Here is a 26,222-nt window from a genome sequence, read left to right as displayed (position 1 = left end):
GGCATGGCGCGTCCGCCATGGAGCGCCGTCGCACTTCGGCCAGCAAGCCGAACCAGGGATTGGGACCGGAAGCGATGCCGCCGGCGAGTCCGGGGTGGCCTCCCTGTGCAGGTCAACCGCGGGCCTGCTTCGGCACGTCCCCATGCAGCAACTCCTGCAGCCGCGCCGCGTCGGGGATCGCGAAGCCGTGGGCGGTGTTGTCGAACACCACCCAGCGCTGCCCCCTGCCCGTCGCCGCGCGCACCTGCGCGGCCAGTTCGCGCAAGGCCGGCTCTGCGTAGTCGCTGTAGTAGATCCGGGGCGAGCCATGCCAGCGCCAGTAGCGCCAGCGCGGCGCGGCCGCAGGCGCGTCGCCGCCGGGCACCCGCGGCGGATCGGCCGCCACCCGGGCCACGTCGTACCGCCGCAGCAGGTCCTCCGCGCGTGGCGTGAACCAGCCGGGATGGCGGGGCTCGCACGCCAGCGGCACGTCGCTGCGGCGGCGGAACATGGCGAAGAACGCCGATGCGCTGCGCGCGTCCAGTTCCAGTCCGGGCGGCAACTGCAACAGGAAGCCGCCAAGCTTCCGGCCCAGGCCATCGACCTGCTCCAGGAAGCGGTCCAGCGCCGGGCCGGCGCCGCGCAGCCCCAGTTCGTGCGAGATCTCCTGCGGCAGTTTCACCGAGAAGCGGAAGCCGCGCGGCACCGCGGCGGCCCAGCGCTGCCAGGTGGCGTGCTGGTGCGGGCGGTAGAACGAGGAATTGACCTCGACCACGTCGAAGCGCGTGGCATAACGCGCCAGTGCGCTGTCGCCCGCGCCGAACAGCGCTGCGTGGCGGCCCGGGATGGACCAGCCGGCGCAGCCGATGCGTACCCCGCCGGTTCCCGCGCCCATGGTCCCTCCCGCCAGACCGGGGGAGTGTCCGGCACGCGGCGTGAGTGTGCGGCGAAGCCCGTCAGCCTTCGAGCAGGCCGGCCTCGCGCAACGCGGCCTCGACCTTTGCCTGGTTGGCGGGCTCCAGCTCGGTCAGCGGCAGGCGCAAGTGGCCACCGATGCGGCCCAGGCGCTTGAGCGCCCACTTCACCGGGATCGGATTGGCCTCGCAGAACAACTGGCGGTGCAGCGGCAGCAGGCGCAGCTGGATGCGCATGGCTGCCTCCACGTCCTTCGCCAGCGCCGCGGCGCACAGTTCGCGCATCAGCCGCGGGGCGACGTTGGCGGTCACGCTGACATTGCCATGGCCGCCGCACAGCATCAGTGCCACCGCGGTGGCGTCGTCGCCGGAGAACACTGCGAACCCGTGGGGCGCCTCGCGCACCAGCCACTGGGCGCGCTCGATGTTGCCGGTGGCTTCCTTGATGCCGGCGATCCCCGGTACCTGGGCCAGGCGCAGTACGGTGTCGTGCTGCAGGTCGGCGCCGGTGCGGCCGGGCACGTTGTACAGCACCACCGGCAGGTCGCCGGTGGCCTCGGCAATGGCGCGGAAGTGGCGGTACTGCCCTTCCTGGCCGGGCTTGTTGTAGTACGGCACCACCTGCAACTGGCTGTGCGCCCCGACCTTGCGCGCGTATTCGGCGAGGGCGATCGCTTCGGCGGTGGAATTGCCGCCGCAGCCGGCCATTACCGACACCCGCCCGGCCGCCTGCTCGACCGCGACGCGGATGATCTCGCAATGCTCCTCGACGCTGACCGTGGGCGACTCGCCGGTGGTGCCGACCACGCCGATGCAGTCGGTGCCTTCGGCCACGTGCCAGTCCACGAGTTTGCGCAGCGCGTCGTAGTCGACGCTGCCGTCGTCGTGCATGGGCGTGACGAGCGCGACGATGCTGCCGCGCAGGAAGACATCCGGACCGGTCATGGCGTGGGGTGTTGTTGGCGTGGAAGCGCCGATTCTATCGGCCCCGGCGCGGCATGCACGGGTAGTCACCGCTGCAACAAAACCCGCCACCGCCACCGTGGCCGGGTAAGCCAAGCGCACCGGGGAGGCGGCGACAGGCCATCCAGGTTCCCGGCGGGAGCAGGGTGCTTCCTTTGCACGAGGCGCACACCGGGACGACGGCATGCGCCTTCCAGGCCCGGGACGGGCCGGCCCCCTGCCCTCGCCCAGGACAGGGTGGCCGGCCGGACTGCTCAACGCACCGGATTGCCCGTGTGCGGGGTGAGGATCAGGTCCTGCAGTTCGTAGCCCTGCGCCCGCGCCGTGTCCAGGAAATCCTGCTGCACCGGCGCCGGCAACACTGGCTCGCGCGCCAGCAGCCACAGGTACTTGTGGTCCGGCGAACCGACCAGGGCGGTGCGGTAGTCCGGGTCCAGGCGCAGGATCCAGTAGTCGCCCTTGGTGAACGGAATCCACTTCAGCCCGTCGGGCATGAAGCTCACTTCCAGCTTTGCGTTTCCGCTGCCCTCGACCACGGTGGCCTCGCCCTCGGACTCCTGCGGCTCGCCCTCGCCGTCGCGCGCGCGGTTGAGCACCCGCACGCTGCCGCCCGGGTTGAGCGAATAGGTCGCGGTGATGTCGGTGTAGTCCGCCGGCTCGTGGCGCATCGGCAGGCGCGCGATCTCGTACCAGGTGCCGAGGTAACGCTGCAGGTCGACGGCGGCGACGGTCACGGGCATGGAAGCATCGTTCATGGGCATGTCCGCTTGGGAAGGAGCCCGCATTGCAGACGCAGCAGCGTGAATCCGCCGTCGTCCGCGCCCGCCTGCGGTTCAGTCTTCGCCACTGTCGCGGATGCCATGCGGCGCGTCGCTGCGCACGTCGTCGGCGAACGAGCGGCCATAGGCATCGCGGTCGCCGGGCTCCTCGTCCAGCGCCACGTCGAGCAGGTCGGCCTGGTCGTCCACGCCGATGTTGTCGATCGCCGCGACCGAACGCGGGTCCTTCAGTTCAGGCCCCTGCTGTTGCAGCGGCACGCGTCCTCGCCCAGGCAGACCTCGTCCTCGGGCGCGTCGGGGGTGGTGGGATTGGACCTGGCCATGGCGGCCTCCTGCGATAAGGAAGCCCGACCGTAGCCCCGCGCGGGGAAGCATGGCGTCAATGCCTCGTGCCTGTCCGTTGACGTCGACGTTGCTTCCCGACCGCACGGCGGGAGTGCGTGCTTCCCGCGATCCGGTGCCTGCGCGGCGTGCCAGGCCGGCGCTTCACCGCATGACGATCACCTGCGTGCTATCCCGGCCTCCCCGATGGAGGCCCCCCGCCATGCACCGGACCCGCGCCGCATTGCCCCTGCTGGCCCTCGCCCTTGCCGCCTGCACCGGCGGCGACCGCGTCGATCCGGCGGTAACGCCGCCCGGCGCGGACGAATCCGCCCGTACCAGTGCCCTGGAGGCCGGCGCCGCCCTGCTGCAGGGCAATGGGCCGCTGGGAAAGATGGACATGTACGTGGTCGGCTTCCATCCGATGAAGGACCATCCGTTGCAGCAGATGGAGGCGCACCACTTCTGCCGCCAGGTCAACGAGGACTTCGCCCAGTGCACGCTGTTCGACGGCAACGGGGCCGAGGCCAACCTCACCGGCATCGAGTACATCATCTCCGAGACGCTTTACGAGTCGCTGCCGGAGGACGAACGCGGCTACTGGCATCCGCACAACGGCGAGATCCTGTCCGGCCAGCTGGTCGCGCCCAACCTGCCCGAGGCAGCGGAGAAGGAGCTGATGCGCTCCAAGATGAACAGCTATGGCAAGACCTGGCATACCTGGCACACGCGAGACGGCGTGCAGCCCGGCGACAGGATGCCGCTGGGCCCGGCGATGCTGGCCTGGTCGTTCAGCCGCGATGGCGAAGTGCGGCCGGAACTGGTCGACGAGCGCGACAAGCGCATGGACATCTCCACCGACGAACGCCGCCGCGACCGCGCCGACCTGGTCGAGCTGGCGCGGCCGCAGGACGGCGTGAACACCTTGCGCCGCCAGTTCCCACAGTCCCAGCCAATCCCGGGCGTGGTCGACAAGGCCGAGGCCGCTACGCCGGCTCCGGTGGCGATGTTCTATTGAGGCCGGGATCCGGGGATTGGTGATTGGTGGGGGTGGCGTGGCAGGGCCACGGAAGTGGGGCGACCGCAGGCGAAGCGCAGCACGTCGCTGCAAAGGCCGTACGCGGACTCAACGCTGGGCGCGGGGGCGCTGCTCGTCGGCTTCCGGGTCCTCGCCTACCCGGGTTTCCTGCGCGCCGGTGGCGTAGCGTGCATCGGCCTCCGGCTGGTGCGCTTCGGCGGTGGGCGCGGGATTGTCCCGCGCCGGGTCGGCCGGGTGTTCCTGGCGGCATGCCGGCAGGCAAAGCGCGGCGACCAGCGCCGGCAGTAGCAGTGTCCTCATCGATGCGTCCTCTTTCCTGGATGGCCAGGCGATGGTCGACGCCGGCAGGTGAACGCGGCGCATCCCCGGGGCGCACGAGCGCCTGAACACCGGCGTCACGAGCACGGAAACACCGTCCAGCCCTAATCACAGGCGCCATGCCCGTGCGGTGGACGCAACCTCGCACGCAAACCGGCACGCAGCCCTGCCCGGACGCCCGGCCAAGTTTTCCGGACGCCACGGCCGCCCGCGCCCGCGGGACGGCGGCACAGTAGGCCTCGCCGGATGCGCCGCTCCGGCCCCATCCAAGGAGCCCACCATGCCCCCCGAGAAGATCCTCTACACCGGCACCGCCACCTCCACCGGCGGCCGCGAAGGCCGTGCTTCCACTTCCGACGGCAGGCTCGACCTGGCCCTGTCCACCCCGCGCGAACTGGGCGGCCCGGGTGGCGACGGCACCAACCCGGAGCAGCTGTTCGCCGCAGGCTATTCGGCCTGTTTCCTCAGTGCGCTGAAGTTCGTCGCCGGCAAGCAGAAGATCGCCCTGCCGGCCTCGACCTCGGTGACCGCCGGTATCGGCATCGGCCCGCTGGGTGGTGGCTTCGGCCTGCAGGCCACGCTCACCATCTCCGCTCCGGAGATCGATCGCGACACCCTGCAGTCGCTGGTCGGGCAGGCCCACCAGGTCTGCCCGTACTCCAACGCCACCCGCGGCAACATCGAGGTGGAGCTGCGCCTCGCCAGCTGACTGAAGCCCCGATACATCGCGCCCCTCGCCGCTGCCCCCGCAGCGGCCGGCGCCCACCCAAGGACATCGCCATGAACACCCTGCTTCGCGCCCTACTGGCCACCGCCATCACCGCAGCCGCGCGCGAGGCCGGAAAGGCAAGGAAGTAGGCCATCTGCCGATGCCGGCACCGCGCAACCGGTGCCGGCATTCCCTTCGCCGGACATCCGGAAACGGAACTAACCTGCAGCTGCGGCGCCCCTGCGGATCTGGTAACGCAGCTCGACCATCTCGCCCCCCAGCTTCCGCACGGATGCCAGGTGCAGCGCCGGACTCAGGACCTGGCGCGGGAACAATGGCTTGCCGGCGCCAAGGGTCGCCGAACCGATCTGGACGATCAGCTCGTCAAGCAGCCCGGCATCGTGGAACTGCCCAGCGAGGTCTCCCCCGCCAACGACCCAGATGTTCTTGCCATCCGCCACCCTGCTCATCTCGCGGTGGACGGCGACGACGTCGCCCTGCACAAACCTGATGTCCGCATTTGGAACAGTTGGCAGGTTGCGCCGGGTGAATACCCAGGCGGGCTGCGTGTACGGCCAGGGAGACCCGGTTTCCCTGGCGACCGTTTCCGCGTTGTGCAGCATCCACTCGTACGTCGCCGCCCCCATGGCCAACGCACCGACATCGCGGATGAACTCTGGATAGCTGGACTCCTCCAGGCTGCCCAAGGGGAACAGCCAATCCAGCGAGTCGCCCTCCGTAGCAATGAATCCATCGAGGGTGGAAGCCACGTAATACTGCGTCTTCATCGAGCGAGCGTCCTCCGTGGGTGGTTCCCGGTTTCAGGCAACCGACGAACCGTAACCGGCTGCTGCCACGCCGGACAACCCGCGGACAGGGGCGGGTTCACGTGCAGGCAGGCCTGCCCGCCACGGCAGGAACGCCCGGGGCATGACGCTCACCCGTTCATGGCCCGCTTGCGCGAAAACCCCTCGCCCGGACACCCGGCCCGCAAGCTCCTCGAAACGGTGCCCGCGAACGCCACGGGACGGCAATGCCCGGGCAGGCTCCAGCTTTGGGGATATCGAACGCCAGCGTGCTCCCGTTGCATGCAGGTGGCCTCCCGGAGATTGCCGCGGCAGGTGGAGCCATGCAGGAACCCATTCCCCTGGCGATCGACATCCGCCAACGGTTCGCACGATTGCCTGCGCCGGGATTGGCCGCACTGGCCGCCCCTCCATCCTGCCGCTGCGCCGCGCGCGTTCGGCCGGGCGCTGCTCCACCAGGCCTGGCTGGCCAGCGCAGGCGGTATCAGGCGCCCGGAGCAGCGATGCCCTGCCCCGCGATCCAGCCCGGCAGGTCCTGCGGCGCCATCGGCCTGGCGAAGCGGTAGCCCTGCGCCAGCCGGTAGCCCTGGGCCTGCAGGATGTCCTTCTGCGCGGCGGTTTCCACGCCCTCGGCGACCACGGTCAGCCCCAGGCTGGTGCCGATGCCCAGGATCGCGGCGCTCAGCGCGCGCGCGGTGGGTTCGTGCTCCAGGTCGGCCACGAAACTGCGGTCCAGCTTGAGCTCGGTGATCGGCAGGCGGCGCAGGTAGCTCAGGCTGGAGTAGCCGGTGCCGAAGTCGTCCATGGACAGGCGCACCCCCTGGGCGTGCAGGCGACCGATGGTCTGCAAGGTGGAGCCGTCGCTGTCGAGCAGGGTGCTTTCGGTGAGTTCCACGATCAGGTCCCTGGGCTGCAGGCCATGGCGCTGCAGGGTCCGGGCCACGAGGGCGGGCAGTTCCAGGTCGCGGAAGTTGGAGGCCGAGAGATTGACCGCGACCACCGGAACGTCCAGCCCGTCGCGGCGCCACAGCGCCAGTTGCCGGCAGGCCTGGTCCAGCGCCCAGCGCCCCAGGGCGCCCACCAGGCCGCATTCTTCGGCCAGGGGGATGAAGCGGGCAGGCGAAACGGAACCCAGCTGCGGATGCTCCCAGCGCGCGAGCGCCTCCAAGCCATGCAGGCGCCCGGTGGCCAGGTCCACCTGCGGCTGGTAATGCAGCTGCAAGCCCCCTGCCTGCAGGGCCTCGCGCAGGGCCCTCTCCAGCGCAAGACGCTCTTCGGCAGCAAGGCTCAGCTCCGGGCTGAAGAAGCCGACGCGCCCCGTCCCGCCGCCCTTGGCCTGGTGCAGGGCCATCTCGGCCCGGTGCAGGAGGCTGGCCACGGCCGTACCGTCCTGCGGATACATGGCCACGCCCACGCTGACGCACAGGTCCACCCGGGCATCGGGCAGCTGCAGCATGCGCACCAGGTGCGCCTGCCAGCGCTCGACCAGGGCATTGACCTCCTCCCCGGCACGCAGGGACAGGGCCAGGACGAACTCATCGCCCGGCAGGCGCCCCGCCACGCCGCCCTGGTGCACCAGTTCCCTGGCGCGCACGGCCACTTCCCGCAGCAGTGCATCGCCGCTGGCATGCCCGAGGGAGTCGTTGATGCTCTTGAAGCGGTCCAGGTCCACGTGCAGGACGGCCACGCGCTGGTCGCTCTCCTGGGCCGCGTCCAGCAGCAGCGCCACCTGGGTTTCCAGCAGGCTGCGGTTGGGCAGGCCGGTGAGCGCGTCATGGAACGCCAGCTGCCGGATCCGCTGGCGCGCCGTCTCCCGTTCCATGGCCAGGGCGCAAAGGTCCGTACAGGCTTCCACCAGCTGCTGGTGGAAACTGGACGCCACCACCGGACTGTTCTGGCGGTAATAGAAGGCGAACGTCCCCCGCACCCTGCCATCCTTGCGCAGGATGGGCGTGGACCAGCAGACATTGAAGCCCAGCGGCAGGACCAGGTGGCGGAAATCCGCCCATAGCGGATCGGTGGCGATGTCGGTGACCAGCACCGGGCTCTTGCGCCACGCGGCGGCACCGCAGGAACCCACCTGCGGCCCGATCGGCACGCCGTCCAGCTGCGAGGAATAGCTGAACGGCAGGCTGGGACTGGCCAGCGGATGCAACAGGCCCTGCTCGTCCACCTGCAGGATCGACGCGCACACCTCCGGGGCCAGGCGCTCGACCTCCTCGCACACCACCTCCAGCACCTGCATCAGCGGCAGGTCGCTGGACATGGCCTGCAGGGCGCGGTGGTGCAGCACCTCGTGGATCTTGGTCTTGGTGATGTCCAGCAGCACCGAAACGGTGTAGGCCCACTGGCCCTGGGCATCCGTGACGGGGTTGCAGATGATCTTGCCCCAGTAGCGCCGCCCGCCCTTGCCGGTCACCACCTCTTCCATTTCCGCCGGATGCCCCTGGCGCAGGTCGCCGCGGATGCGCTCGAACAACTCGACCGGCGATTGCCGCGCCAGCAGTTCCAGCATCTTCTGGTCCTGCAGCTCGCGCAGGGTCCAGCCGAACATGCGGTGGAAGCCGTCGTTGCTGTAGACCACCCGCGAATTCGCATCGGTGATCACGATCGCCGCATCGGTGGTGTCGGCCACCAGCGACAGGCGCCACAGGTGGTCCCGCCTTGCCAGCTCCGTGCGCTTGCTCTGGGTGACATCGGTGGCGACCATCATGATGTGGTTGACCACGCCCTGCCTGTCGCGCATCGGGGCGTAGAGCGCTTCCAGCCAGCAGGAACTGCCGTCGCTGCACAGCCGCTCGACCACGCCCGAGAACTCGTGGCCGGCACACAGGGACTGCCACATCGCCTCGTAGGCCTGGCTTTGCGCCTGGCCCGCCGGGCACAGCTGGGCATGGTGCAACGTGCCCACGTGCTCCGGCGCCAGCCGCAGCAGGTCCAGGAACCTGGGATTGGCGGAGATGAGCCGGCCGTCGAGCGAGAACTCCGCCAGCGCCATGGCCTTGTCAAGCGCTTCCCACCGGTCTTCCAGCTGTGCGGCAGCTTTGGATTGGCTGGCGGCGGGTGACTGCATGCAGGGGACTCCAAACAGGCGGCAAGCGGAGGAATCGGTGGCGACGGGCCTGGGGCGGTCCAGCATGCATCGTGGAAGGGAACCTGGATATAAGCCCTAAGTCGCCCCGTCCCCTACATACGCCTGCGGCACAGGAGGCGGCGTGAACCGCCGGTGGCGCCGTCCCCCGCGGGGCCGGCGGCGGAAACGCTGGACCGCGGCGACGGCCACCACGGCATGGCGCGGGCAGACGTAGCCGAAGACCACCTGCGCGGCGAGCACGCAATCGCCCGGATGGCATGGGCCCGCGCGCCCTGGGCCTGCCTCCATCCGTTGCGCACGCTGCGCCTTGCGTACCCGGTGCATCGGCAGGACCGTCGCCACCAGCAGCACGATGGCCACGGCGAACGCGACCGGCACGCAGCAATGGCACGCAGGCGTGCCGCGCGGTGCCTCCGCGGGCGGTGGCACCGCGGCTCAATCCGCCAGGTTGATCCAGGTGGCCTTGATCTCGGTGTACTTGTCGAAGGCGTGCAGCGACTTGTCGCGGCCATTGCCGGACTGCTTGTAGCCGCCGAAGGGCGCGGTCATGTCACCGCCGTCCCAGTAGTTGACCCAGACGCTGCCGGCGCGCAGGCCGCGGGCGACGCGGTGGGCGCGGGCGAGGTTGGCGGTCCACACGCCGGCAGCCAGGCCGTATTCGGTGTCGTTGGCGATCTCCAGTGCCTGGGCCTCGTCGTCGAACGGGATCACCGCCAGCACCGGGCCGAAGATCTCCTCGCGGGAGATGGTGTGCTCCGGGCGCACCTCGTCGAACACGGTCGGCTCGACATAGCAGCCACCTTCCACTGGGGCGATGCGCTTGCCGCCCAGGGCCAGCTTCGCGCCCTCGGCCTGGCCCCTGGCGATGTAGTCCAGCACGCGCCTGGTCTGGGTCTCGTCGACCAGGGCGCCCATCGGCGCGCCCGGCTCCAGCGGGTGGCGCGGCTGCATCTTGCGGCCGGCCTCGACCACGCGGGCGACGAACTCGTCCTTGATGCTGCGCTCCACCAGCAGGCGCGAGGCCGCGGTGCAGACCTCGCCCTGGTTGTAGAAGATGCCCACCGCCGCGGCCTCGGCCGCCTTGTCCAGGTCGGGGGCATCGGCAAACACGATGTTCGGGCTCTTGCCGCCGCACTCCATGTACGCGCGCTTCATGTTGGACAGGCCGGCGCACTGCAGCAGGCGCTTGCCCACCGCGGTGGAACCGGTGAACACCAGCCCGTCCACGTCCATGTGCAGGGCCAGGGCCTCGCCCGCTTCCTGGCCGTAGCCGGGCAGGACGTTGAACACGCCTTCGGGGATGCCGGCCTCGGCCACCAGCTCGGCCAGGCGCAGCGCGCTCAACGGCGACTTCTCCGAGGGCTTGAGCACCACCGAGTTGCCCATGGCCAGCGCCGGGGCCAGCTTCCAGGCCGCCATCAGCAGCGGGAAGTTCCACGGCACGATCGCGGCGACCACGCCCAGCGGTTCGCGGGTGACCAGGCCCAGTTCGTCCTCGCCGGTGGGCGCGACCTCGCCGTAGACCTTGTCCAGCGCCTCGGCGGTCCAGCCGAAGCAGCGGATGGTGGCGGCCAGGTCGACGTTGCGCGCGTCGTCGATCGGCTTGCCCATGTCCAGGGTTTCCAGCAGGGCCAGCTCGTCGGCGTGCTGCTCGATCAGCGCGGTCAGCCTCTGCAGTACCTTCTTGCGCTTGACCGGCTTGGCCCGCGACCAGTGCTCGGCCTCGAAGCTGCGCCGCGCCGCGCGCACCGCGCGCTCGACGTCGGCCTGGCCGCAGCGCGCCACCTGGCCCAGCACGCGGCCGTCGATCGGACTGGTGCAGGCGAAGGTACGGCCGTCGGCCGCATCGACGTACTGGCCGTCGATGAAGGCGCGGGTGCGCAGTTGCAGCCCGTCGGCCATGGCCTGCCAGTCGGCGCGGGTACGTGGGGTGGACATGGATCGCCTCCGGATTCTCTAAAGGGAATGACCGGCGGGCCGGTCAGAGTGCTTCGATATGTGCCGGCCTGGGCGGCGGCCGGAACCACCACAGCCCGACCAGCCACGCAGGCAGGCCGACCCAGGCCGGCAGGCGCTTGCGGATCGCGGGCGCCGCCAGTGCCCCGGTGGAAGGCACGCCGCTGGCGCGGGCCGGCGCAGCGCGGCCCGGGATGGCGGACGCCGCCAGCAGCACGGACCGCGGCTTGCGGTGGCGGGGCTGCGCGCCGCTCCACGCGCGCGGCAGGCGCGCGCCGGCTCCAGCGGGGTGCCGGCGGTGCGTTCGGCCTGCTCGCGGTCCATGCTGCGCCTCAGAACGTCGCCGGCGTGTTGGCGCTGACGATCACCGCCTCGCCCTCGCCCACGTTGCGGAAACGGTGCGGGATCCGGCTCTCGAAGTAGTACGCGTCGCCGGGCCCGAGCACGCGCACCTGGCTGCCGACGGTCACCTCGACCTGGCCGGAGACGATGACGCCGCCCTCCTCGCCCTCGTGCACCAGCATGGCCTCGCCGGTGTCGCTGCCCGGCGGCATCACCTCGCGCAGGATGCACATCTGCCGCTGCGGCCGGCGCTGGCCCACCAGGAAATAGTGGATGTCGTTGTTGCCCACGTCCGGCAGTTCGGCCGCCGCGTAGAACGGCTGCTCCGGCTCGCCGGGATCCAGGTCCTGGGTGAAGAAGTCGGCCAGAGAGATCGGGATGCCGTCCAGCACCTTCTTCAGCGAGCTGACCGAGGGACTGACCTTGTTCTGCTCGATCAGCGAGATCGTGCTGTTGGTGACGCCCACGCGACGGGCCAGCTCGCGCTGGCTGAGGCCGCGGGCCGTGCGTACCCGCTGCAGGCGTGCGCCGATGTCCATCCGCGTAGGTCTGCTCCGCTGCCGGACGCGCCGGCGTGTTGCCGGATACTTTACATGGCACCCCGCCACGGTCAATTTTTTTGGCTTAGACTCGCCCCAGCGTTGAATTTATCGAACGGCCCCCGCCCAGGCGGGTGCCGGCCCCGCCCTCCCGAACGGAGCCTGCGCATGAGTCGTGACGACGCCTTCCCCGCTCCCGGAGCGACCGCACCGGGACTGACCGCCCCGGCGTCGATGGACGCCTTCTGGATGCCGTTCACCGCCAACCGCCAGTTCAGGCGCAGCCCGCGCCTGCTGGCCGCGGCCGAGGGCATGTACTACCGCGACGTCGAGGGCCGCCCGATCCTGGACGGCACCGCCGGGCTGTGGTGCTGCAACGCCGGCCATGCGCGCCCGCGCATCGTCCAGGCGATCGCGCGCCAGGCCGCGACCATGGACTTCGCCCCGCACTTCCAGATGGGCTCGCCGCTGCCGTTCGAGCTGGCCGGGCGGCTGAAGGAACTGGCGCCGCGGCCGCTGGACCATGTGTTCTTCACCAACTCCGGCTCCGAGTCGGTGGATACCGCGCTGAAGATCGCCATCGCCTGGCACCGCGCCCGCGGCGAGGGCCAGCGCGCGAAGCTGATCGGCCGCGAGAAGGCCTACCACGGCGTCGGCTTCGGCGGCATCTCGGTCGGCGGCCTGCCCAACAACCGCAAGTGGTTCGGCCCCGGCCTGCCAGGGGTGGACCATATGCGCCACACCCTGGACATCGCCCGCAATGCGTTCTCGCGTGGCCTGCCGCCGCACGGCGTGGAGCTGGCCGAGGACCTGGAGCGGCTGGTGCAGCTGCACGACCCGTCCACCATCGCCGCGGTGATCGTGGAGCCGATCTCCGGCTCGGCCGGGGTGATCCTGCCGCCGCCGGGCTACCTGCAGCGCCTGCGCGAGATCTGCGACAAGTACGGCATCCTGCTGGTCTTCGACGAGGTGATCACCGGCTTCGGCCGCGTCGGCGCGCCGTTCGCGGCGCAGCGCTTCGGGGTCACCCCGGACATGATGACCGTGGCCAAGGGCCTGACCTCCGGCTGCGTGCCGATGGGCGCGGTGTTCGTGTCCGATCGCGTGCATGAGGCCTTCATGCAGGGCCCGGAAGGGGCGATCGACCTGTTCCATGGCTACACCTACAGCGGCCATCCGCTGGCCTGCGCCGCGGCCCTGGCCACGCTCGATACCTATGCCAAGGAAGGCCTGCTCACCCGCGCGCTGGAACTGGAGGACTACTGGGCCGACGGCCTGCATGCGCTGCGCGGCAGCAGCCCGCACATCATCGACATCCGCAACTACGGCCTGATCGGCGCGATCGAGCTGGCGCCGCAGGACGGTGCACCCGGCGCGCGCGGCTACCAGGTGCTGGAACAGGCCTTCCGCAAGGGCCTGCTGGTGCGCACCACCGGCGACACCATCGCCTTGTCGCCACCGCTGATCGTGGAACGACGGCACATCGACGACATGTTCTCGATGCTGGGCGAGGTGCTGGCGACGCTGTGACGCCGGCAAGGCTTCCGCAACGGAGAACCGCCCATGCTCGTCGGCGTCCCCACCGAAACCAAGGTCCATGAATACCGCGTCGGCCTCACCCCGGCCGGCGCGCGCGAACTGTCCGCCCGCGGCCACCAGGTGCTGGTGCAGCGTGGCGCCGGGCTGGGCGCAGGCCTGGCCGACGAGGCCTACGAGGCCGCCGGCGCGCAGCTGGTGGACGGCGCCGCCGAGGTCTACGCCCGCGCCGAGCTGGTGGTGAAGGTCAAGGAGCCGCAGCCGGACGAGTGCGCGATGCTGCGCCCCGGCCAGGTGCTGTTCGCCTACCTGCACCTGGCCCCCGACCGTGCCCAGGCCGAGGCATTGCTGGCCTCCGGCGCGACCGCCATCGCCTACGAGACCGTGACCGACGCCGGCGGCGGGCTTCCGCTGCTGGCGCCGATGAGCGAGGTCGCCGGGCGCATGGCCATCCAGGCCGGCGCGCATGCGCTGGAAAAGGCGCAGGGCGGCTCCGGCGTGCTGCTGGGCGGCGTGCCCGGCGTGGCCCCGGCCGAGGTGTTGGTGCTCGGCGGCGGCACGGTCGGGCTCAACGCCGCGCGCATGGCCATGGGCCTGGGCGCGCGGGTGACCGTCGTGGACCGTTCGCTGGAGCGGCTGCGCCAGATCGACGAACTGTACGGCGACCGCATCGCCACGCTTTATTCCACCCGCGATTCGATCGACGACCGCCTGCCGCGCAGCGACCTGGTGGTCGGCGCGGTGCTGGTGCCCGGCGCCGCCGCGCCGCGGCTGGTCACCCGCGCACAGCTGGCGCTGATGCGCCCGGGCTCGGTGCTGGTGGACGTGGCCATCGACCAGGGCGGCTGTTTCGGGACCAGCCGCCCGACCACCCACGACGCACCGACCTACGAGGTCGACGGGATCATCCACTACTGCGTGGCCAACATGCCCGGCGCGGTGGCGCGCACCTCGACCTTCGCGCTCACCAACGCCACCCTGCCGCGGGTGCTGGAGCTGGCCGACAAGGGCCTGGTGCAGGCGCTGGCCGACGACGTGCACCTGCGCAACGGGCTGAACGTGCATGCCGGGCGCATCACCCACCGCGCGGTGGCCGACGCGCTTTCGCTTCCCCATACCCAGGCCACCGAGGCACTGGCCCCCTGAGGCCGCGCCGGCCACATCCGAAGGAGCTGCCATGACCCGACAGCTGCACCACTACATCGGCGGCCAGGCCCGGCCCGGCACCGGCGGCCGCCACGGCGACGTGTTCGACCCGGCCACCGGCCAGGTGGCCGCGCAGGTGCCGCTGGCCTCCGGCGCCGAGGTGCGCGCGGCGGTGGATGCGGCCCAGGCCGCGTTCCCGGCGTGGGCGGCCACGCCGCCGCTGCAACGGGCGCGGGTGATGTTCCGGCTGCGGGCGCTGCTCGAGCGCGATGCCGACGTGCTGGCGCGGCTGATCACCGCCGAGCACGGCAAGACCCTGTCCGATGCACGCGGCGAGGTCACCCGCGGCATGGAGGTGGTGGAGTTTTCCTCCGGCATCCCGCACCTGCTCCAGGGCGAGTACTCGGCCGCGGTGGGCCGCGACGTGGACAGCTGGAGCGAGCGCATGCCGCTGGGCGTGGTCGCCGGCATCACCCCGTTCAACTTCCCGGCCATGGTCCCGCTGTGGATGGCGCCGGTGGCGCTGGCCTGCGGCAACAGCTTCGTGCTCAAGCCTTCGGAGAAGGTGCCCTCGGCGGCCCTGCACCTGGCCGGCCTGTTCGCCGAGGCGGGGCTGCCGGAGGGCGTGTTCAACGTGGTCAACGGCGACCGCGGCGCGGTCGAGGCGCTGCTGGACGAGCCGCGGGTGCAGGCCCTGTCCTTCGTCGGCTCCACCCCGGTGGCCGCGGCGCTGTACGCGCGCGGCAGCGAGCGCGGCAAGCGCGTGCAGGCCCTGGGCGGGGCCAAGAACCACGCCGTGGTGCTGCCGGACGCGGACGTGGCGCTGGCGGCCGACGCCCTGCTGGGCGCGGCCTACGGCTCGGCCGGCGAGCGCTGCATGGCGATCTCGGTGGCGGTGTGCGTGGGCGACCAGGTCGCCGATGCCCTGGTCGCGGCGCTGGCCGAACGCGTGCGCAACCTGCGCATCGGCCCGGGCATCGAGGATCCGGACATGGGCCCGCTGGTCGACGCCGCGCACCGCGCGCGGGTGCGCGCTGCGATCGACGCCGGCGTGGCCGACGGCGCCACCCTGGTGGTCGATGGTCGCCGCCATCCCTGCGCTTCCGGTCCCGGGTTCTTCCTGGGCGGCAGCCTGTTCGACCATGTGCAGCCAGGCATGCGCCTGTGGCGCGAGGAAATCTTCGGCCCGGTGCTGTGCGTGGTGCGCGTGCCCGACTTCGAGGCCGCGCTGGCACTGGTCGACAGCCACGAGTATGGCAACGGCACCGCGGTGTTCACCCGCAGCGGCGGCGCCGCGCGCGAGTATGCGCGGCGGGTGCAGGCGGGCATGGTCGGGATCAACGTGCCGATCCCGGTACCGATGGCGTTCCACTGCTTCGGCGGCTGGAAGCGCTCGCTGTTCGGCCCGCTGCACATGCACGGCCCCGATGGCGTGCGCTTCTTCACCCGCCTGCGCACCATCACCGCGCGCTGGCCCGAAGGTGCATCCGGCGCCGAGTTCGTGATGCCGACGATGCGCTAGCACGTCTTCCGCCTCACGGCGGGCGGCTTGCGTGCGCCACGGATGCAGCCTCCGGCCTTGTCCGGGCTACACCCCGGTGCCGCTACACTGCCTTGCCATGTGCCACCGCGCCGGGCGCGGCGGGAGGCATGCCCACGGGAACCGCATGAGCACACAGGATCCACGCCCCGCGCAGCTGCGCCGCATGAAGGCCATCGCCCTGGCGATGCTGCTGGCGATGGTCGCCGGCTTCGCCACCAGCCACGTGATGGGCAACCAGGGCGCGTGGGCCTGGGTTTCGGCGTTCTGCGAGGCGGCCACGGTCGGCGCGCTGGCCGACTGGTTCGCGGTGGTGGCCCTGTTCCGCCGCCCGCTGGGCCTGCCGATCCCGCATACCGCCATCGTCCCGCGCAGCAAGGCGCGCATCGCCGACAGCCTGGCCGCGTTCGTGCGCGACCACTTCCTCGAGCCGCAGACCCTGCTGGCGCGGCTGGAGGTGTTCGATCCGGCCGAGCGCCTGGGCCAGTGGCTGTCGCGCCCGGAGCAGTCGCGCAAGCTGGCCGGCATGGCCCGCGGCTGGGCGCTGCAGGCGCTGGACCTGCTGGACGAGCGCGCGGTGCGCGAGCGCATCCGCGAGTTCGTGATCGCGCGCCTGCACGCCTGGGACGCCTCGGCCACCGCCGGCGACGTGCTCGGCCTGCTGACCGCCGACGGCCGCCACCAGGAGGTGCTGGACGAGGCCCTGCGCCGGCTTGGCCGCTACCTGGACAGCGAGGACATCAAGCAGCGCGCCTCCGCCATGCTGGTCAGGCACGCCCGCCGCGAGTGGCCGCGGCTGGTGGGCACGGTGGACTGGGTCAAGCCGGTGGAAGGCATCGCCGACCGCATGGCCGAGCGCATCGCCCGCGCCCTGCTGGACGAGCTCAACGAGATCCTGGTGCAGCCGGAGCATCCGCTGCGCCGCGACTACGAACAGTGGCTGCAGGGCTACGTGCAACGCCTGCGCGGGGACCCGGCGCTGGCGCAGCGGGTGGAGCAGATCAAGCAGCAGCTGATCGCCCATCCCAGCGTGCAGGAATACGTCAGCGGGCTGTGGGACCAGGTCCACGCCGCGCTGCGCCAGGACCTGGAGCAGGAGGACGGGGTGCTGGCCTCGCACCTGGACAGTTCGCTGGCCGGGCTGGGCGCGGCGCTGGGCCGCGATCCGGAACTGCGCGAGGCGATCAACCAGCATGTGATGGGCGGGGCCGAGAAGCTGGCGCTGCGCCTGCGCGGCGGCGTCACCGACTACATCGCCCAGACGGTCAAGGGCTGGGACGAGCGCCACCTGGTGCGCGAGCTGGAACTGGGCGTGGGCCGCGACCTGCAGTACATCCGCTACAACGGCACCCTGGTCGGCGGGCTGATCGGCCTGCTGCTGCACGCGGCCATCGTCCTGCTGGAGGGCTGAGCGCCGGAGCGATGCCCGGCCGCCCGGCCGCCCCCTCCCCGTCCGCATCCTCGGCGAGTTCCGGCGGCAACGCCGCGCAGGTCACGGCAGCCCTCCCACCGCGGCCACGAACCGACCCCTCAAGTATCCGGCACGCCGGCCGATAGGCCGATCGGGGCCCCATGCGGCCCATCAACGGGGGGAAAAATCTGATGACGACCGCACGACCGACCGTGCTGCTTTGCGACGACTCGCGCGCCCTGCGCATGCTGGCCGCCAGCCAGCTGGAGGAGGCCGGGTTCCAGGTCGTGGGCGAGGCCGGCAATGGCAACGAAGCGCTGGCGCAGTACCGCACCCTGAAGCCGGACCTGGTGCTGCTGGACCTGGTGATGCCCGAATGCGACGGCCGCCAGGCGCTGGCCGCCATCCTCGCCGAGGACCCGCAGGCCAGGGTGGTGATCCTCAGCTCGCTGGGAGCCCAGGCCGACATCGAGCAGTGCCTGCGCAACGGCGCCCGCTCCTACCTGCAGAAGCCGATCGACCCGGAAGTCATGGAGCGCGTGCTCCGTGAAGTCCTGGCCTGAGCGGCCGGCCCACACCACCGGAGCACCACATGGCAGTCAAGTTCCTGGGCCAGTTCCTGCTGGAACGCGGCCTGATCACGCCGCAGCAGCTGCTGGCGGCCACCGAGGCGCAGCGCGCCTCCAATCCCCTGCTGGGCGAACTGGCCGTGCGCCAGGGCCTGCTGACCGAGGCGCAGGCGCGCCGCATCAACGAGCGCCAGCGCGCCGAGGACCGGCGCTTCGGCGACATCGCCATCGAGCTGGGCCTGCTCGACGCGCAGGAGGTCGAGGCGCTGCTGTCGGCGCAGAAGGCCGGGTGCAAGCTGTTCGGCCAGGTCCTGGTCGAACAGGGCGTGCTCGACGCCGAGACCCTGGAGCAGGCGCTGGCCGAACACCGCGCCGAGCAGCAGGCCGGCAACGAGGAGCTGGCCGGCGCCCTGGCCGGCCACCGCCTGGGCGCGCTGGCCCAGGAGGCGACCGAACTGTGCGTGCGCCTGTTCCCGCGCATGCTCGGCACCCAGTGCCAGCCGGCCGGCCTGGTCGACGACGCCCTGCCCACCGCGACCTGGCCGTACACCGCGCACGTGCGCATCAGCGGCGAGCGCAGCCTGCGCGTGGGCCTGTCCTGCGACCGCGCCACCCTGCAGGCACTGGCCTGCGCCTTCCTGCGCATGCCCAGCGAACAGTGCGACAGCGAGCTGGCGGTGGACGCGCTGGGCGAGATCGTCAACGTGCTGATGGGCTACGTGGTGCGCAACACCCTGCCCGACGACGCCGACTACCGCGCCACGCCGCCGGACTTCAGCCGCACCGCCGCCTCGCTGGTGGACGAGGGCGCGCTTGCGCTGCAGCTCAACAGCCCGCTGGGGCAGTTGCTGCTGCTGGTCGGCGACTGAGCCGCGCGCACGCTGGCGCCAATGGCGGCCCGGGAGCGATCCCGGGCCGCTTCCGCATCAGGCGTGGGTCAGGCGCCAGGCGCGGTGGATGCGCCGGTTGCGCTCGAAGTCCGCCGGGATGGTCGAGGCGCTGATCTCCTCGCATTCGGCGAACTGCGCCACCGCCTCCGCGTCCAGGCGGAAGCGGCGGAAGTTGTTGGAGAAGTACAGCACCCCGCCCTGCGCCAGCCGCGCCGTCGCCGCTCGCAGCAGGCGCACGTGCTCGCGCTGCACGTCGAAGTCCTCGGCGCGCGCGGAATTGGAGAAGGTCGGCGGGTCGCAGAAGATCACGTCGTACCAGCCGCGGTCGGCCTCCAGCCAGGACAGCGCGTCGCCCTGCACCAGGCGGTGCGCGGTGCCGCCGAGGCCATTGAGCGCCAGGTTGTCCGCGCACCACTGCAGGTAGGTGGCCGACAGGTCCACGCTGGTCGTCTGCGCCGCGCCGGCCACCGCGGCCTGCACGCTGGCCACGCCGGTGTAGCAGAACAGGTTGAGGAAGCGCCTGCCCTTGGCCTCCTTGGCCATGCGCCGGCGCAGCGGGCGGTGGTCGAGGAACAGGCCGGTGTCCAGGTATTCGAACAGGTTCACCCACAGCCGCGCGCCGTTCTCGCGCACCACGAAGCGCTCGCCGTGCTGCTGGAAACGGCCATACTTGGAACCGCCCTTGCCGCGCTCGCGGGTCTTCAGCGCCACCCGCTCCGGGGGCACATCGAAGCTGGCGCGCGCGGCGGCCAGCAGCTCGCCGCGGCGGCGGCGCACGTCGGCCTCGGGGATCTCCTTCGGCGGTGCGTATTCCTGCACGTGCAGGAAGGTGCGTTCGTCGCCGCCGTCCTCGGCGTAGACGTCGATCGCGGCGGCGTACTCGGGGATGTCGGCGTCGTAGGCGCGGAAGCAGGTCACGCCCTCGCCGTTGCGCCAGCCCTTGAGCTTGCGCAGGTTGCGCTGGATGCGGTTGGCGACCATCCGTGCGCCCTCGGACAGCTCGCGCGGCGCGGCATCGCGCGGCGCCACCTGCACCGGGTCGCACACGACCAGCGCGCATTCCAGCGCGCCGTTGAACAGCTGGTACTTCTTCGCCGCGCGCAGGCCGGTGGCATGCGCCAGCTCGGCATCGCCGCACAGCAGGCTGGCGCGCCATTGCGGCACCGCCCGCTGCAGGGCCTGGCCCAGGCGCCGGTACAGCGCGCCGTCGGCGGCCAGGCGGCGGTCGTAGGGCGGATTGCATGCGACCAGGCCGCGTTCGGCGGCCTGCGGCGGCAGCGCATCGATGTCGCCCACCTGCAAGTCGATCGCCGCCGCCACGCCGGCGCGGGCGGCATTGGCGCGCGCGGCCTCGATCGCGCGCGGGTCCAGGTCGCTGCCATGGAACACCGGGCGCAGCGCCGCCAGGCCGGCTTGCGCGCGCTCGCGCGCCTCGGCCACCAGCGCGTTCCATTGCGCAAGGTCGAAGCCGCGCCAGCGCGAGGGTGGCGGCACTGCGTCGCCGGCACCATCCGGCATGGCGGCCTTTCCGCGCGCGGCGGCCCAGCGATCATCGGCCACCCCCGCCTCATCCACCTCCGGCACGGCCTGCACGCGGCCCAGGCCAGGGGCGACGTCGGCGGCCATCAACGCGCCCTCGATGAGCAGCGTGCCGCTGCCGCACATCGGATCCAGCAGTGCACCGCCCTCGGCGTACAGCCGCGGCCAGCCGCCGCGCAGCAACACCGCCGCGGCCAGGTTCTCCTTCAGCGGCGCCTCGTGCTGCGCGCTGCGCCAGCCACGCCGGTGCAGGGCGCCGCCGCCCAGGTCCACCGACAGGGTGGCCTTGCCCTTGCGCAGCGACAGGTTCAGGCGCAGGTCCGGCGCGTCCACGTCCACCGACGGGCGCTCCAGCCCCCGGGCGCGGAACACGTCGACCACCGCGTCCTTGACCCGCTGCGCGGCAAAGCGCGCATGGGTGATGGCTTCGCCCGACACGTGGGCATCGACCGCCAGGGTCTGGCCCTCGGCCAGGTGCTCGGTCCACGGCAGCGCGGCCGCGCCGGCGTACAGCGCCTGCTCGTCCGGGCAGTCGAACGTGGCCAGCGGCCACAGCACGCGGCTGGCCAGGCGCGACCACAGCACGGCGCGCTGCGCATCGGCCAGGCTGCCCTCGGCATTGGCACCGGCGACCGCGGCGGTGGCGCGGCTGGCGCCCAGCGCGACCAGTTCGTCGGCAAGCAGGTATTCCAGGCCCTTGGCGCAGGAAACGAAGAACTTCATCGGGAAGCGGACTCGCGGTCAGGGCCGCCCGGCCGCGGGGGCGGCGACGGGCATCGGCATGGGATGCGAATGGTCGGGCATCGGGCGCGGCGGCGCCAGCCCGACGGCCCCGCGCGGCTCACCATGGCCTGGCCTCCCAGGCGCCGGCACCGGCTTCCAGCCGCGTGTCCAGGCCCAGGCGGCCGAGGAAATCCTCGTCGTGGGAGACCACCGCCAGCGCGCCCGGATACTCGCGCAGCACCTGCTCCAGCGCCTCCTTCGATGCCAGGTCGAGGTGGTTGTCCGGCTCGTCGAGCAGGAGCAGCTGCGGCGGGTGGGCGGCGTAAAGCACGCAGGCCAGCGCCGCCTTGAGGCGCTCGCCGCCGCTGAGTGCCGCCGCCGGCGTGGCGATGCGCGCGGCATCCAGGCCGAGCAGCGCCAGGCGCGTGCGCAGGACGCCCTCGCCCACGCCCGGCGCCGCCTGGCGCAGTGCCTGCAGCGCGGTGGCACGGGCCGGCAATGCGGCCAGGTCCTGGTCCAGCAGGGCGACGCTGCCGTGCACGCGGCACTGGCCCTGCGCCGGCGCCACCTTGCCGGCCAGGATCCGCAACAGGGTCGACTTGCCGCTGCCGTTGTCGCCGACGACGCCGATCCGCTACGTGCCCAGGATCACCAGGGACAGCGGCGCCATGCCGGGCGGGTATGGCGGCAGCACCGCGTCCAGCACCGCGACCCGCCGCTGCGCCGCGGCCGCCGGCAGCGGGGCGGACATCGCCACTGGCGCCGCGTCCGTGATCCTGGCCGCGGCCTCGCGCACGCGCTGGTCGGCCTGCGCCGCCAGCTGCCCGCGCACCAGCGCGCGGCGCGCGGCCGAGCGCTCGCTGCGCTGCTGCTGGCGGTCGAGCAGGATCGCCGCCTGGTTGGCCTCGCTGCGCCGGCGTTCGCCGCGCGCCTGCCGCCGCTGCTCGCGCTCCAGCTGCAGCGCGGCCTCGCGCCGCTGGCGCGCGCGTGCGGCCCGCGCGTGCTCCAGCTCGCGCCGGGCGGCATCGTCCGCGAGCTTCCGCTGCTCCAGGTACTCGGCGAAGCCACCGCCATGGCTGCGCAGGCCAGTGGGGACCAGTTCGACCACCCGCGCCATCTCCCGCAGCAGGGCGCGGTCGTGGCTGACCACCAGCAGGCCGCGCGGCCATTGCCGCAGCTGTTGCAGCAGGCGCAGGCGCGCGCCACGGTCGAGGTGGTTGCCGGGCTCGTCGAGGACCAGGAAATCGGCGTCGGACAGCCATGCGCCGGCCAGGGCCACGCGCATCGCCTCGCCCCCGCTCAGCCGCGTGGCGGGGGTGTCCGGGTCGAGGCCTTGCAGCCCCTGGGCATGCAGCGCCGCCTCGAGCCTGGCTCGCAGGTCCCAGCGCTCGCCGACCAGCGCGAAATCCTCCGGATCACTGCTGCCGACCTCGATCCGGCGCAATGCCGCCAGCGGTTCATGCACGCCGGCCAGGCCGGCAACGGTGGCGCCCGGCGCCGGGCTGGCCTGCTGCGGCAGGAAGTGCACGCGCCCGCTGCGCAGGCAACGTCCGCGGGTCGGCGCGATGGTGCCGGCGAGGATTCCGGCCAGCACGCTCTTGCCCACGCCGTTGCGTCCGACCAGCGCGGTGGGGCGCGCATCGAACCGCTCATGCAGGTCTTCGAACAGGATCCGGCCGTCGGCCAGCTGATGGCTGACGCCTTCCAGCGCCAGGAATGGATGCGACATATGCGCTCCGGATTGATGCCATGGACCTCCGGCCGGCCACGCGGGCGGCGGAGACTCGGGCCGTCGGTGACGGCGGCATCAGTGGCGCATCGGACGCATCCTCCAGCAGGGTCTGCAGGCCGCGCATGCTAGCGCGGCGCGGGCGCGCCGGGCTGAACCGGACACGACCCGCGATCCGTGCGGGACCAGCGGGCCTAGAGGGTTTCCAGCAGTTCGGCGAAGGCGCGCGCGGTGGTTTCCACGTGCGCCGAAAGGCGGTGGCTGTCGTCCAGCAGCAGCAGCCGCGCCGAACGCGCGCGCGCCCACTCGACGACACCCATCGCCGGGATGATCTCGTCGTGCCAGGCGTGGACCACCGACAGCGGCACCGGCGCGGCATCGAGCCGCGGCATCGGCCCCATCTCCAGCGGCGGCACCATCAGGAACAGCGCGCGGGTCGGCACCTGCAGCGAGGCGAGCGCGGAGATGTAGGCGCCCAGGCTGGAACCGCCCAGCACCACCGGCCCGCCGCGCTCGACCGCGCGGGTCGCCAGGTCCACCAGGCGTTGCAGGCGTGCGGGCACGTCGCCGACGCGGCTGATGTCGCTGCGTGCGTCCAGGTCGGTGTAGTCAGGGCGCTCGGTGGTGAAGCCCAGGGTCTCGGCCGCGGCGGCCAGGGCGGTGACCTTGGTCGCGTCCGGACCGCTTTCGAAGCCGTGCGAGAGGATGCAGTGGCCGCGGCTCATGCACCCTCCTCCGCCAGCGGCACGACCGCGTCGCCCACGCGCAGGGTGCCGCCGGAGACGATCCGCGCGCACAGGCCGCCATGGCCGCGCATGGCATTGAATCCGCCCGGGCCCAGCGCGTCCTCCATGCGCGAGCACGGATCGCAGGGCACGGTGCCTTCCAGCACCACCTCGCCGATGCGGAAGCGGCGGCCCTTGAGCGCCACCAGCGGGATCCCGGAAACCATCAGGTTGCGGCGCAGGGTCGCCGGGGCGACCGCGTCATGCCCGGCAAGGGCCGCGATCACCGGCAGGTGCTCGGCCTGGAGCAGGGTCACGTCGCGCTTGCCGCTGCCGCCCTTGTAGCGGTCGCCGGCCAGGCCGGCACCGACCACGGCCTCGGCGCTGTCCACCTCGCGCATGGGCACGCCGCGCGCCGGGCGCAGGCCGATCCACTCGACCCGGCCGGCGCGCGGCAGGGTCGACATCAGTTGTCCCAGCGGGCTGTCCGCGGGAGGTCGGGAAAGTGCAGGCATGCGCGGATGCTAGCATCCCGCCCCATGCCGCCCCTGCCCGCACCGACCGTCATCGACCAGCCGCTGCCCTACGTGGAACGGCTGGCGCGCCGGGCGCCGGGGCAGGTCGACCTGGTGGTGATCCACTGCACCGAACTGCCGGACCTGGCCACCGCGCGCGAGTACGGCGAGCGCGTTCTGCATGCCAGCGGCACCGGCAACAGCGGGCACTACTACGTCGACCGCGACGGCACCGTGCTGCGCTACGTGCCCGAGGAACGCGTCGCCCACCACGTGCGCGGCTGGAACGAGCGCGCGGTCGGGATCGAGCTGGTCAACCGCGGCCGCTGGCCGCACTGGCTGGACTCGCGCCACCAGGCCATGGACGAGCCCTACACCGAACCGCAGCTGGAGGCGCTGGTCGCGCTGCTGCGGCGGCTGGCGCAAACCCTGCCGGCGCTGCGCTACATCGCCGGGCACGAGGACCTGGACCGCGAGCGGGTGCCGGCCAGCGACGATCCCTCGCTGCAGGTGCCGCGCAAGCGCGACCCGGGCCCGCGCTTTCCCTGGGAGCGGGTACTGGCCGCGGTGCCGCTGCAGCGCCTGCCCGATCCGCTGCCGCCGGCCTGAGCGCGGGCCGCGCCCACCGGGGCGTGCGCGCCTGGCCGGTATAATCGCCCGTTCCTTCCCGAGCTGGCCCGCCCCGTGTCCGCCGTCCTTGGTCCCGTGGTATCCGAACTGATCGACCTGCTTGCCCTGGAACGGCTGGAGGACAACCTCTTCCGCGGGCAGAGCCGCGACATCGGCACCCGCTACGTGTTCGGCGGGCAGGTCCTGGGCCAGGCCCTGGCCGCTGCCCAGGCCACGATCGACAACGGCCGCCAGGTGCACTCGCTGCACGCCTACTTCCTGCGCGCCGGCGACATCGACCACCCGATCGTGTACGACGTGGACCGCACCCGCGACGGCGGCAGCTTCTCCGTGCGCCGGGTCACCGCGATCCAGCACGGCAAGGTGATCTTCTTCTGCGCCGCGTCGTTCCAGGACGGCGAGAGCGGCGCCGAGCACCAGCTGAAGATGCCGGAGGTTCCGCAGCCGGAGGACATCGCCCCGGCCGAGCCGGTGCCGGCCGACGTGATGGCCACCCTGCCGACCAAGGTCCAGCGCTGGCTGTCGCGCGGCGGGCCGTTCGAGTTCCGCCACGTGTACCCGCGCGACGAGCTCAACCCGCCCAAGCGCCCGCCCTACCAGCAGGTCTGGTTCCGCCTGCGCGAGAACGTCGGCGACATCCCGGCCGAGCTGCACCAGGCGCTGCTGGCCTACGCCTCCGATTTCCACCTGCTGGGCACGGCCACCTTCCCGCACGGGATCAGCTACTACACGCCCAACGTGCAGATGGCCTCGCTGGACCACGCGCTGTGGTTCCACCGCCCGTTCCGCGCCGACGAATGGCTGCTGTATTCGCTGGACAGCCCCAGTTCGCAGTCCTCGCGTGGCCTGGCACGCGGGCAGATCTTCGACCGCCAGGGCCGCCTGGTGGCCAGCACCGCCCAGGAAGGCCTGATCCGGGTGGTGTCCGACGGCAAGGCCGCACGCGCCGTGCCGGCGCCGGAGTAGACCCATGCGCCAGATCTTCACCAGCCAGCGGCTGGAAACCGTCGAAGGCGTGGCCAGGCTGCTGGAGGAAGCCGGCATCCCGGTGCACATCAGCCAGCCGCGCTCCTACCACAGCCGCCGCAGCGGCCAGTTCAGCTACGCCGAACCGGTGGCGCCGAACAAGCAGCCGGCGGTGTGGGTGCGCATCCCCGAGGACCAGCCGCGCGCGCGCGAACTGCTGCGCCAGCACGGCCTGCTGGCCACCACCCGCACCTACGCGGACCTGCCACCGAGCGCGTTCGCGCCGCTGGAACTGGCCGGCGACAAGCCGGCGGGCAACCGCTGGGCCTGGCGCCTGCGCATCGGCCTGCTGGCGGTGATCGCCGCGGCGGCGGTGTTCATCTGGCTGCGCCGCCCGGCGCCGGCGCCCGTGCCGGCCGCGCCCGCGCCGGTGGAAGCAGCCGCGCAGACGCAGGACGGCGGGGAAGAGGAGATCCGCATCCGCATCTCCCCCGCCCCGCCGGCCACCGACGGCTCCGCGGAGCCGTCGCCGCAGGCGCCGCGC

General features: G+C 72.1%; 23 protein-coding genes and 1 pseudogene. 11 read left to right on the top strand and 13 right to left on the bottom strand.

Annotated features, from left to right (window positions below; genetic code table 11):
* Positions 1-112: 112 nt before the first annotated feature.
* From EIM47_RS03110 to EIM47_RS03095, 4 genes are all read right to left on the bottom strand, one after another.
* Complete coding sequence (locus EIM47_RS03110; RefSeq protein ID WP_125076121.1) at positions 113-874, bottom strand: DUF72 domain-containing protein; 762 nt, start codon at positions 872-874, stop codon at positions 113-115.
* 61 nt (positions 875-935) lie between these two features.
* A complete protein-coding gene (gene dapA, locus EIM47_RS03105) occupies positions 936-1,838 on the bottom strand; it encodes a 4-hydroxy-tetrahydrodipicolinate synthase (RefSeq protein WP_125076120.1) in 903 nt (300 codons plus the stop codon).
* Between the two features lie 272 nt (positions 1,839-2,110).
* A complete protein-coding gene (locus tag EIM47_RS03100; protein WP_125076119.1) occupies positions 2,111-2,611 on the bottom strand; it encodes a lipocalin family protein in 501 nt (166 codons plus the stop codon).
* Positions 2,612-2,689: 78 nt separating this feature from the next.
* Positions 2,690-2,893 carry a hypothetical protein gene (locus EIM47_RS03095; protein WP_240626137.1) on the bottom strand — a complete coding sequence of 68 codons (204 nt, stop codon included), beginning with the start codon at positions 2,891-2,893 and terminating at the stop codon, positions 2,690-2,692.
* A gap of 286 nt (positions 2,894-3,179) precedes the next feature.
* On the opposite strand from EIM47_RS03095, the gene EIM47_RS03090 reads away from it, so the two are divergent.
* A complete protein-coding gene (locus tag EIM47_RS03090) occupies positions 3,180-3,974 on the top strand; it encodes an OBAP family protein (RefSeq protein ID WP_233581665.1) in 795 nt (264 codons plus the stop codon).
* A 108-nt stretch (positions 3,975-4,082) separates the two neighbouring features.
* Here EIM47_RS03090 and EIM47_RS03085 read toward each other — a convergent pair whose 3' ends face one another.
* The gene (locus tag EIM47_RS03085; RefSeq protein WP_019397870.1) at positions 4,083-4,295 is read right to left on the bottom strand and encodes a hypothetical protein; all 213 of its coding nucleotides are present in this window, start codon (positions 4,293-4,295) and stop codon (positions 4,083-4,085) included.
* A gap of 298 nt (positions 4,296-4,593) precedes the next feature.
* Here EIM47_RS03085 and EIM47_RS03080 point away from each other — a divergent pair, with 298 nt between their 5' ends.
* The gene (locus EIM47_RS03080; protein ID WP_019397869.1) at positions 4,594-5,022 is read left to right on the top strand and encodes an organic hydroperoxide resistance protein; all 429 of its coding nucleotides are present in this window, start codon (positions 4,594-4,596) and stop codon (positions 5,020-5,022) included.
* A gap of 218 nt (positions 5,023-5,240) precedes the next feature.
* Here EIM47_RS03080 and EIM47_RS03075 read toward each other — a convergent pair whose 3' ends face one another.
* From EIM47_RS03075 to EIM47_RS03060, 4 genes are all read right to left on the bottom strand, one after another.
* The gene (locus tag EIM47_RS03075) at positions 5,241-5,810 is read right to left on the bottom strand and encodes a dihydrofolate reductase family protein (RefSeq protein ID WP_125076118.1); all 570 of its coding nucleotides are present in this window, start codon (positions 5,808-5,810) and stop codon (positions 5,241-5,243) included.
* 502 nt (positions 5,811-6,312) lie between these two features.
* Positions 6,313-8,901, bottom strand: coding sequence for a GGDEF and EAL domain-containing protein (locus EIM47_RS03070; RefSeq protein WP_125076117.1), 2,589 nt, complete (start codon positions 8,899-8,901; stop codon positions 6,313-6,315).
* A 456-nt stretch (positions 8,902-9,357) separates the two neighbouring features.
* A complete protein-coding gene (locus tag EIM47_RS03065; RefSeq protein ID WP_125076116.1) occupies positions 9,358-10,860 on the bottom strand; it encodes an aldehyde dehydrogenase in 1,503 nt (500 codons plus the stop codon).
* Between the two features lie 350 nt (positions 10,861-11,210).
* The gene (locus tag EIM47_RS03060; protein ID WP_019397864.1) at positions 11,211-11,759 is read right to left on the bottom strand and encodes a cupin domain-containing protein; all 549 of its coding nucleotides are present in this window, start codon (positions 11,757-11,759) and stop codon (positions 11,211-11,213) included.
* A 234-nt stretch (positions 11,760-11,993) separates the two neighbouring features.
* Here EIM47_RS03060 and EIM47_RS03055 point away from each other — a divergent pair, with 234 nt between their 5' ends.
* The 6 genes from EIM47_RS03055 to EIM47_RS16080 all read left to right on the top strand — a co-directional run bounded on the left by EIM47_RS03055 (position 11,994) and on the right by EIM47_RS16080 (position 18,830).
* The gene (locus EIM47_RS03055) at positions 11,994-13,289 is read left to right on the top strand and encodes an aspartate aminotransferase family protein (RefSeq protein WP_125076325.1); all 1,296 of its coding nucleotides are present in this window, start codon (positions 11,994-11,996) and stop codon (positions 13,287-13,289) included.
* 33 nt (positions 13,290-13,322) lie between these two features.
* The gene (gene ald, locus EIM47_RS03050) at positions 13,323-14,441 is read left to right on the top strand and encodes an alanine dehydrogenase (RefSeq protein ID WP_125076115.1); all 1,119 of its coding nucleotides are present in this window, start codon (positions 13,323-13,325) and stop codon (positions 14,439-14,441) included.
* Positions 14,442-14,472: 31 nt separating this feature from the next.
* Positions 14,473-15,963: a CoA-acylating methylmalonate-semialdehyde dehydrogenase gene (locus EIM47_RS03045; protein WP_125076114.1), complete on the top strand. Its 1,491-nt coding sequence runs from the start codon at positions 14,473-14,475 to the stop codon at positions 15,961-15,963.
* A 184-nt stretch (positions 15,964-16,147) separates the two neighbouring features.
* A complete protein-coding gene (locus EIM47_RS03040; protein ID WP_125076324.1) occupies positions 16,148-17,392 on the top strand; it encodes a DUF445 family protein in 1,245 nt (414 codons plus the stop codon).
* Between the two features lie 191 nt (positions 17,393-17,583).
* Positions 17,584-17,955, top strand: coding sequence for a response regulator (locus EIM47_RS03035; RefSeq protein WP_019397859.1), 372 nt, complete (start codon positions 17,584-17,586; stop codon positions 17,953-17,955).
* Between the two features lie 29 nt (positions 17,956-17,984).
* Positions 17,985-18,830, top strand: a complete 846-nt coding sequence (locus tag EIM47_RS16080) for a chemotaxis protein CheX (protein ID WP_125076113.1) — start codon at positions 17,985-17,987, stop codon at positions 18,828-18,830.
* Between the two features lie 57 nt (positions 18,831-18,887).
* Here the strand turns inward: EIM47_RS16080 and rlmKL are convergent, their stop codons facing one another.
* The 4 genes and pseudogenes from rlmKL to EIM47_RS03010 all read right to left on the bottom strand — a co-directional run bounded on the left by rlmKL (position 18,888) and on the right by EIM47_RS03010 (position 24,082).
* Positions 18,888-21,113 (bottom strand): bifunctional 23S rRNA (guanine(2069)-N(7))-methyltransferase RlmK/23S rRNA (guanine(2445)-N(2))-methyltransferase RlmL, encoded by a 2,226-nt coding sequence (gene rlmKL, locus EIM47_RS03025; RefSeq protein ID WP_125076112.1) that lies wholly within the window; start codon positions 21,111-21,113, stop codon positions 18,888-18,890.
* 118 nt (positions 21,114-21,231) lie between these two features.
* Positions 21,232-22,842: pseudogene (locus tag EIM47_RS03020) on the bottom strand (ATP-binding cassette domain-containing protein).
* Between the two features lie 194 nt (positions 22,843-23,036).
* Positions 23,037-23,567: a hypothetical protein gene (locus tag EIM47_RS03015; protein WP_125076111.1), complete on the bottom strand. Its 531-nt coding sequence runs from the start codon at positions 23,565-23,567 to the stop codon at positions 23,037-23,039.
* Complete coding sequence (locus EIM47_RS03010; RefSeq protein WP_125076110.1) at positions 23,564-24,082, bottom strand: MOSC domain-containing protein; 519 nt, start codon at positions 24,080-24,082, stop codon at positions 23,564-23,566. The genes EIM47_RS03015 and EIM47_RS03010 overlap by 4 nt, the downstream gene beginning before the upstream one ends.
* Positions 24,083-24,106: 24 nt before the next feature.
* Here EIM47_RS03010 and EIM47_RS03005 point away from each other — a divergent pair, with 24 nt between their 5' ends.
* The 3 genes from EIM47_RS03005 to EIM47_RS02995 all read left to right on the top strand — a co-directional run.
* The gene (locus tag EIM47_RS03005) at positions 24,107-24,691 is read left to right on the top strand and encodes an N-acetylmuramoyl-L-alanine amidase (protein WP_125076109.1); all 585 of its coding nucleotides are present in this window, start codon (positions 24,107-24,109) and stop codon (positions 24,689-24,691) included.
* A gap of 63 nt (positions 24,692-24,754) precedes the next feature.
* Positions 24,755-25,678, top strand: coding sequence for an acyl-CoA thioesterase II (tesB, locus tag EIM47_RS03000; protein WP_028914872.1), 924 nt, complete (start codon positions 24,755-24,757; stop codon positions 25,676-25,678).
* A gap of 4 nt (positions 25,679-25,682) precedes the next feature.
* A partial coding sequence (locus EIM47_RS02995; protein WP_125076108.1) for a hypothetical protein occupies positions 25,683-26,222 on the top strand: 540 nt, incomplete at its 3' end.

The organism is Pseudoxanthomonas sp. SGT-18, assembly GCF_003931645.1.
In the GTDB taxonomy this organism is placed as follows: domain Bacteria; phylum Pseudomonadota; class Gammaproteobacteria; order Xanthomonadales; family Xanthomonadaceae; genus Pseudoxanthomonas.
Note: the sequence above shows the minus strand (reverse complement) of the source record. Positions and strands in the feature narration are given on the sequence as shown.

Excerpts from the sequence above, each read along its gene's own strand:
- EIM47_RS03110 (WP_125076121.1), bottom strand. The coding sequence starts at position 874 with ATGGGCGCGGGAACCGGCGGGGTACGCATCGGCTGCGCCGGCTGGTCC.
- dapA (WP_125076120.1), bottom strand. The coding sequence starts at position 1,838 with ATGACCGGTCCGGATGTCTTCCTGCGCGGCAGCATCGTCGCGCTCGTC.
- EIM47_RS03100 (WP_125076119.1), bottom strand. The coding sequence starts at position 2,611 with ATGAACGATGCTTCCATGCCCGTGACCGTCGCCGCCGTCGACCTGCAG.
- EIM47_RS03090 (WP_233581665.1), top strand. The coding sequence starts at position 3,180 with ATGCACCGGACCCGCGCCGCATTGCCCCTGCTGGCCCTCGCCCTTGCC.
- EIM47_RS03085 (WP_019397870.1), bottom strand. The coding sequence starts at position 4,295 with ATGAGGACACTGCTACTGCCGGCGCTGGTCGCCGCGCTTTGCCTGCCG.
- EIM47_RS03080 (WP_019397869.1), top strand. The coding sequence starts at position 4,594 with ATGCCCCCCGAGAAGATCCTCTACACCGGCACCGCCACCTCCACCGGC.
- EIM47_RS03075 (WP_125076118.1), bottom strand. The coding sequence starts at position 5,810 with ATGAAGACGCAGTATTACGTGGCTTCCACCCTCGATGGATTCATTGCT.
- EIM47_RS03070 (WP_125076117.1), bottom strand. The coding sequence starts at position 8,901 with ATGCAGTCACCCGCCGCCAGCCAATCCAAAGCTGCCGCACAGCTGGAA.
- EIM47_RS03065 (WP_125076116.1), bottom strand. The coding sequence starts at position 10,860 with ATGTCCACCCCACGTACCCGCGCCGACTGGCAGGCCATGGCCGACGGG.
- EIM47_RS03060 (WP_019397864.1), bottom strand. The coding sequence starts at position 11,759 with ATGGACATCGGCGCACGCCTGCAGCGGGTACGCACGGCCCGCGGCCTC.
- EIM47_RS03055 (WP_125076325.1), top strand. The coding sequence starts at position 11,994 with ATGGACGCCTTCTGGATGCCGTTCACCGCCAACCGCCAGTTCAGGCGC.
- ald (WP_125076115.1), top strand. The coding sequence starts at position 13,323 with ATGCTCGTCGGCGTCCCCACCGAAACCAAGGTCCATGAATACCGCGTC.
- EIM47_RS03045 (WP_125076114.1), top strand. The coding sequence starts at position 14,473 with ATGACCCGACAGCTGCACCACTACATCGGCGGCCAGGCCCGGCCCGGC.
- EIM47_RS03040 (WP_125076324.1), top strand. The coding sequence starts at position 16,148 with ATGAAGGCCATCGCCCTGGCGATGCTGCTGGCGATGGTCGCCGGCTTC.
- EIM47_RS03035 (WP_019397859.1), top strand. The coding sequence starts at position 17,584 with ATGACGACCGCACGACCGACCGTGCTGCTTTGCGACGACTCGCGCGCC.
- EIM47_RS16080 (WP_125076113.1), top strand. The coding sequence starts at position 17,985 with ATGGCAGTCAAGTTCCTGGGCCAGTTCCTGCTGGAACGCGGCCTGATC.
- rlmKL (WP_125076112.1), bottom strand. The coding sequence starts at position 21,113 with ATGAAGTTCTTCGTTTCCTGCGCCAAGGGCCTGGAATACCTGCTTGCC.
- EIM47_RS03015 (WP_125076111.1), bottom strand. The coding sequence starts at position 23,567 with ATGAGCCGCGGCCACTGCATCCTCTCGCACGGCTTCGAAAGCGGTCCG.
- EIM47_RS03010 (WP_125076110.1), bottom strand. The coding sequence starts at position 24,082 with ATGCCTGCACTTTCCCGACCTCCCGCGGACAGCCCGCTGGGACAACTG.
- EIM47_RS03005 (WP_125076109.1), top strand. The coding sequence starts at position 24,107 with ATGCCGCCCCTGCCCGCACCGACCGTCATCGACCAGCCGCTGCCCTAC.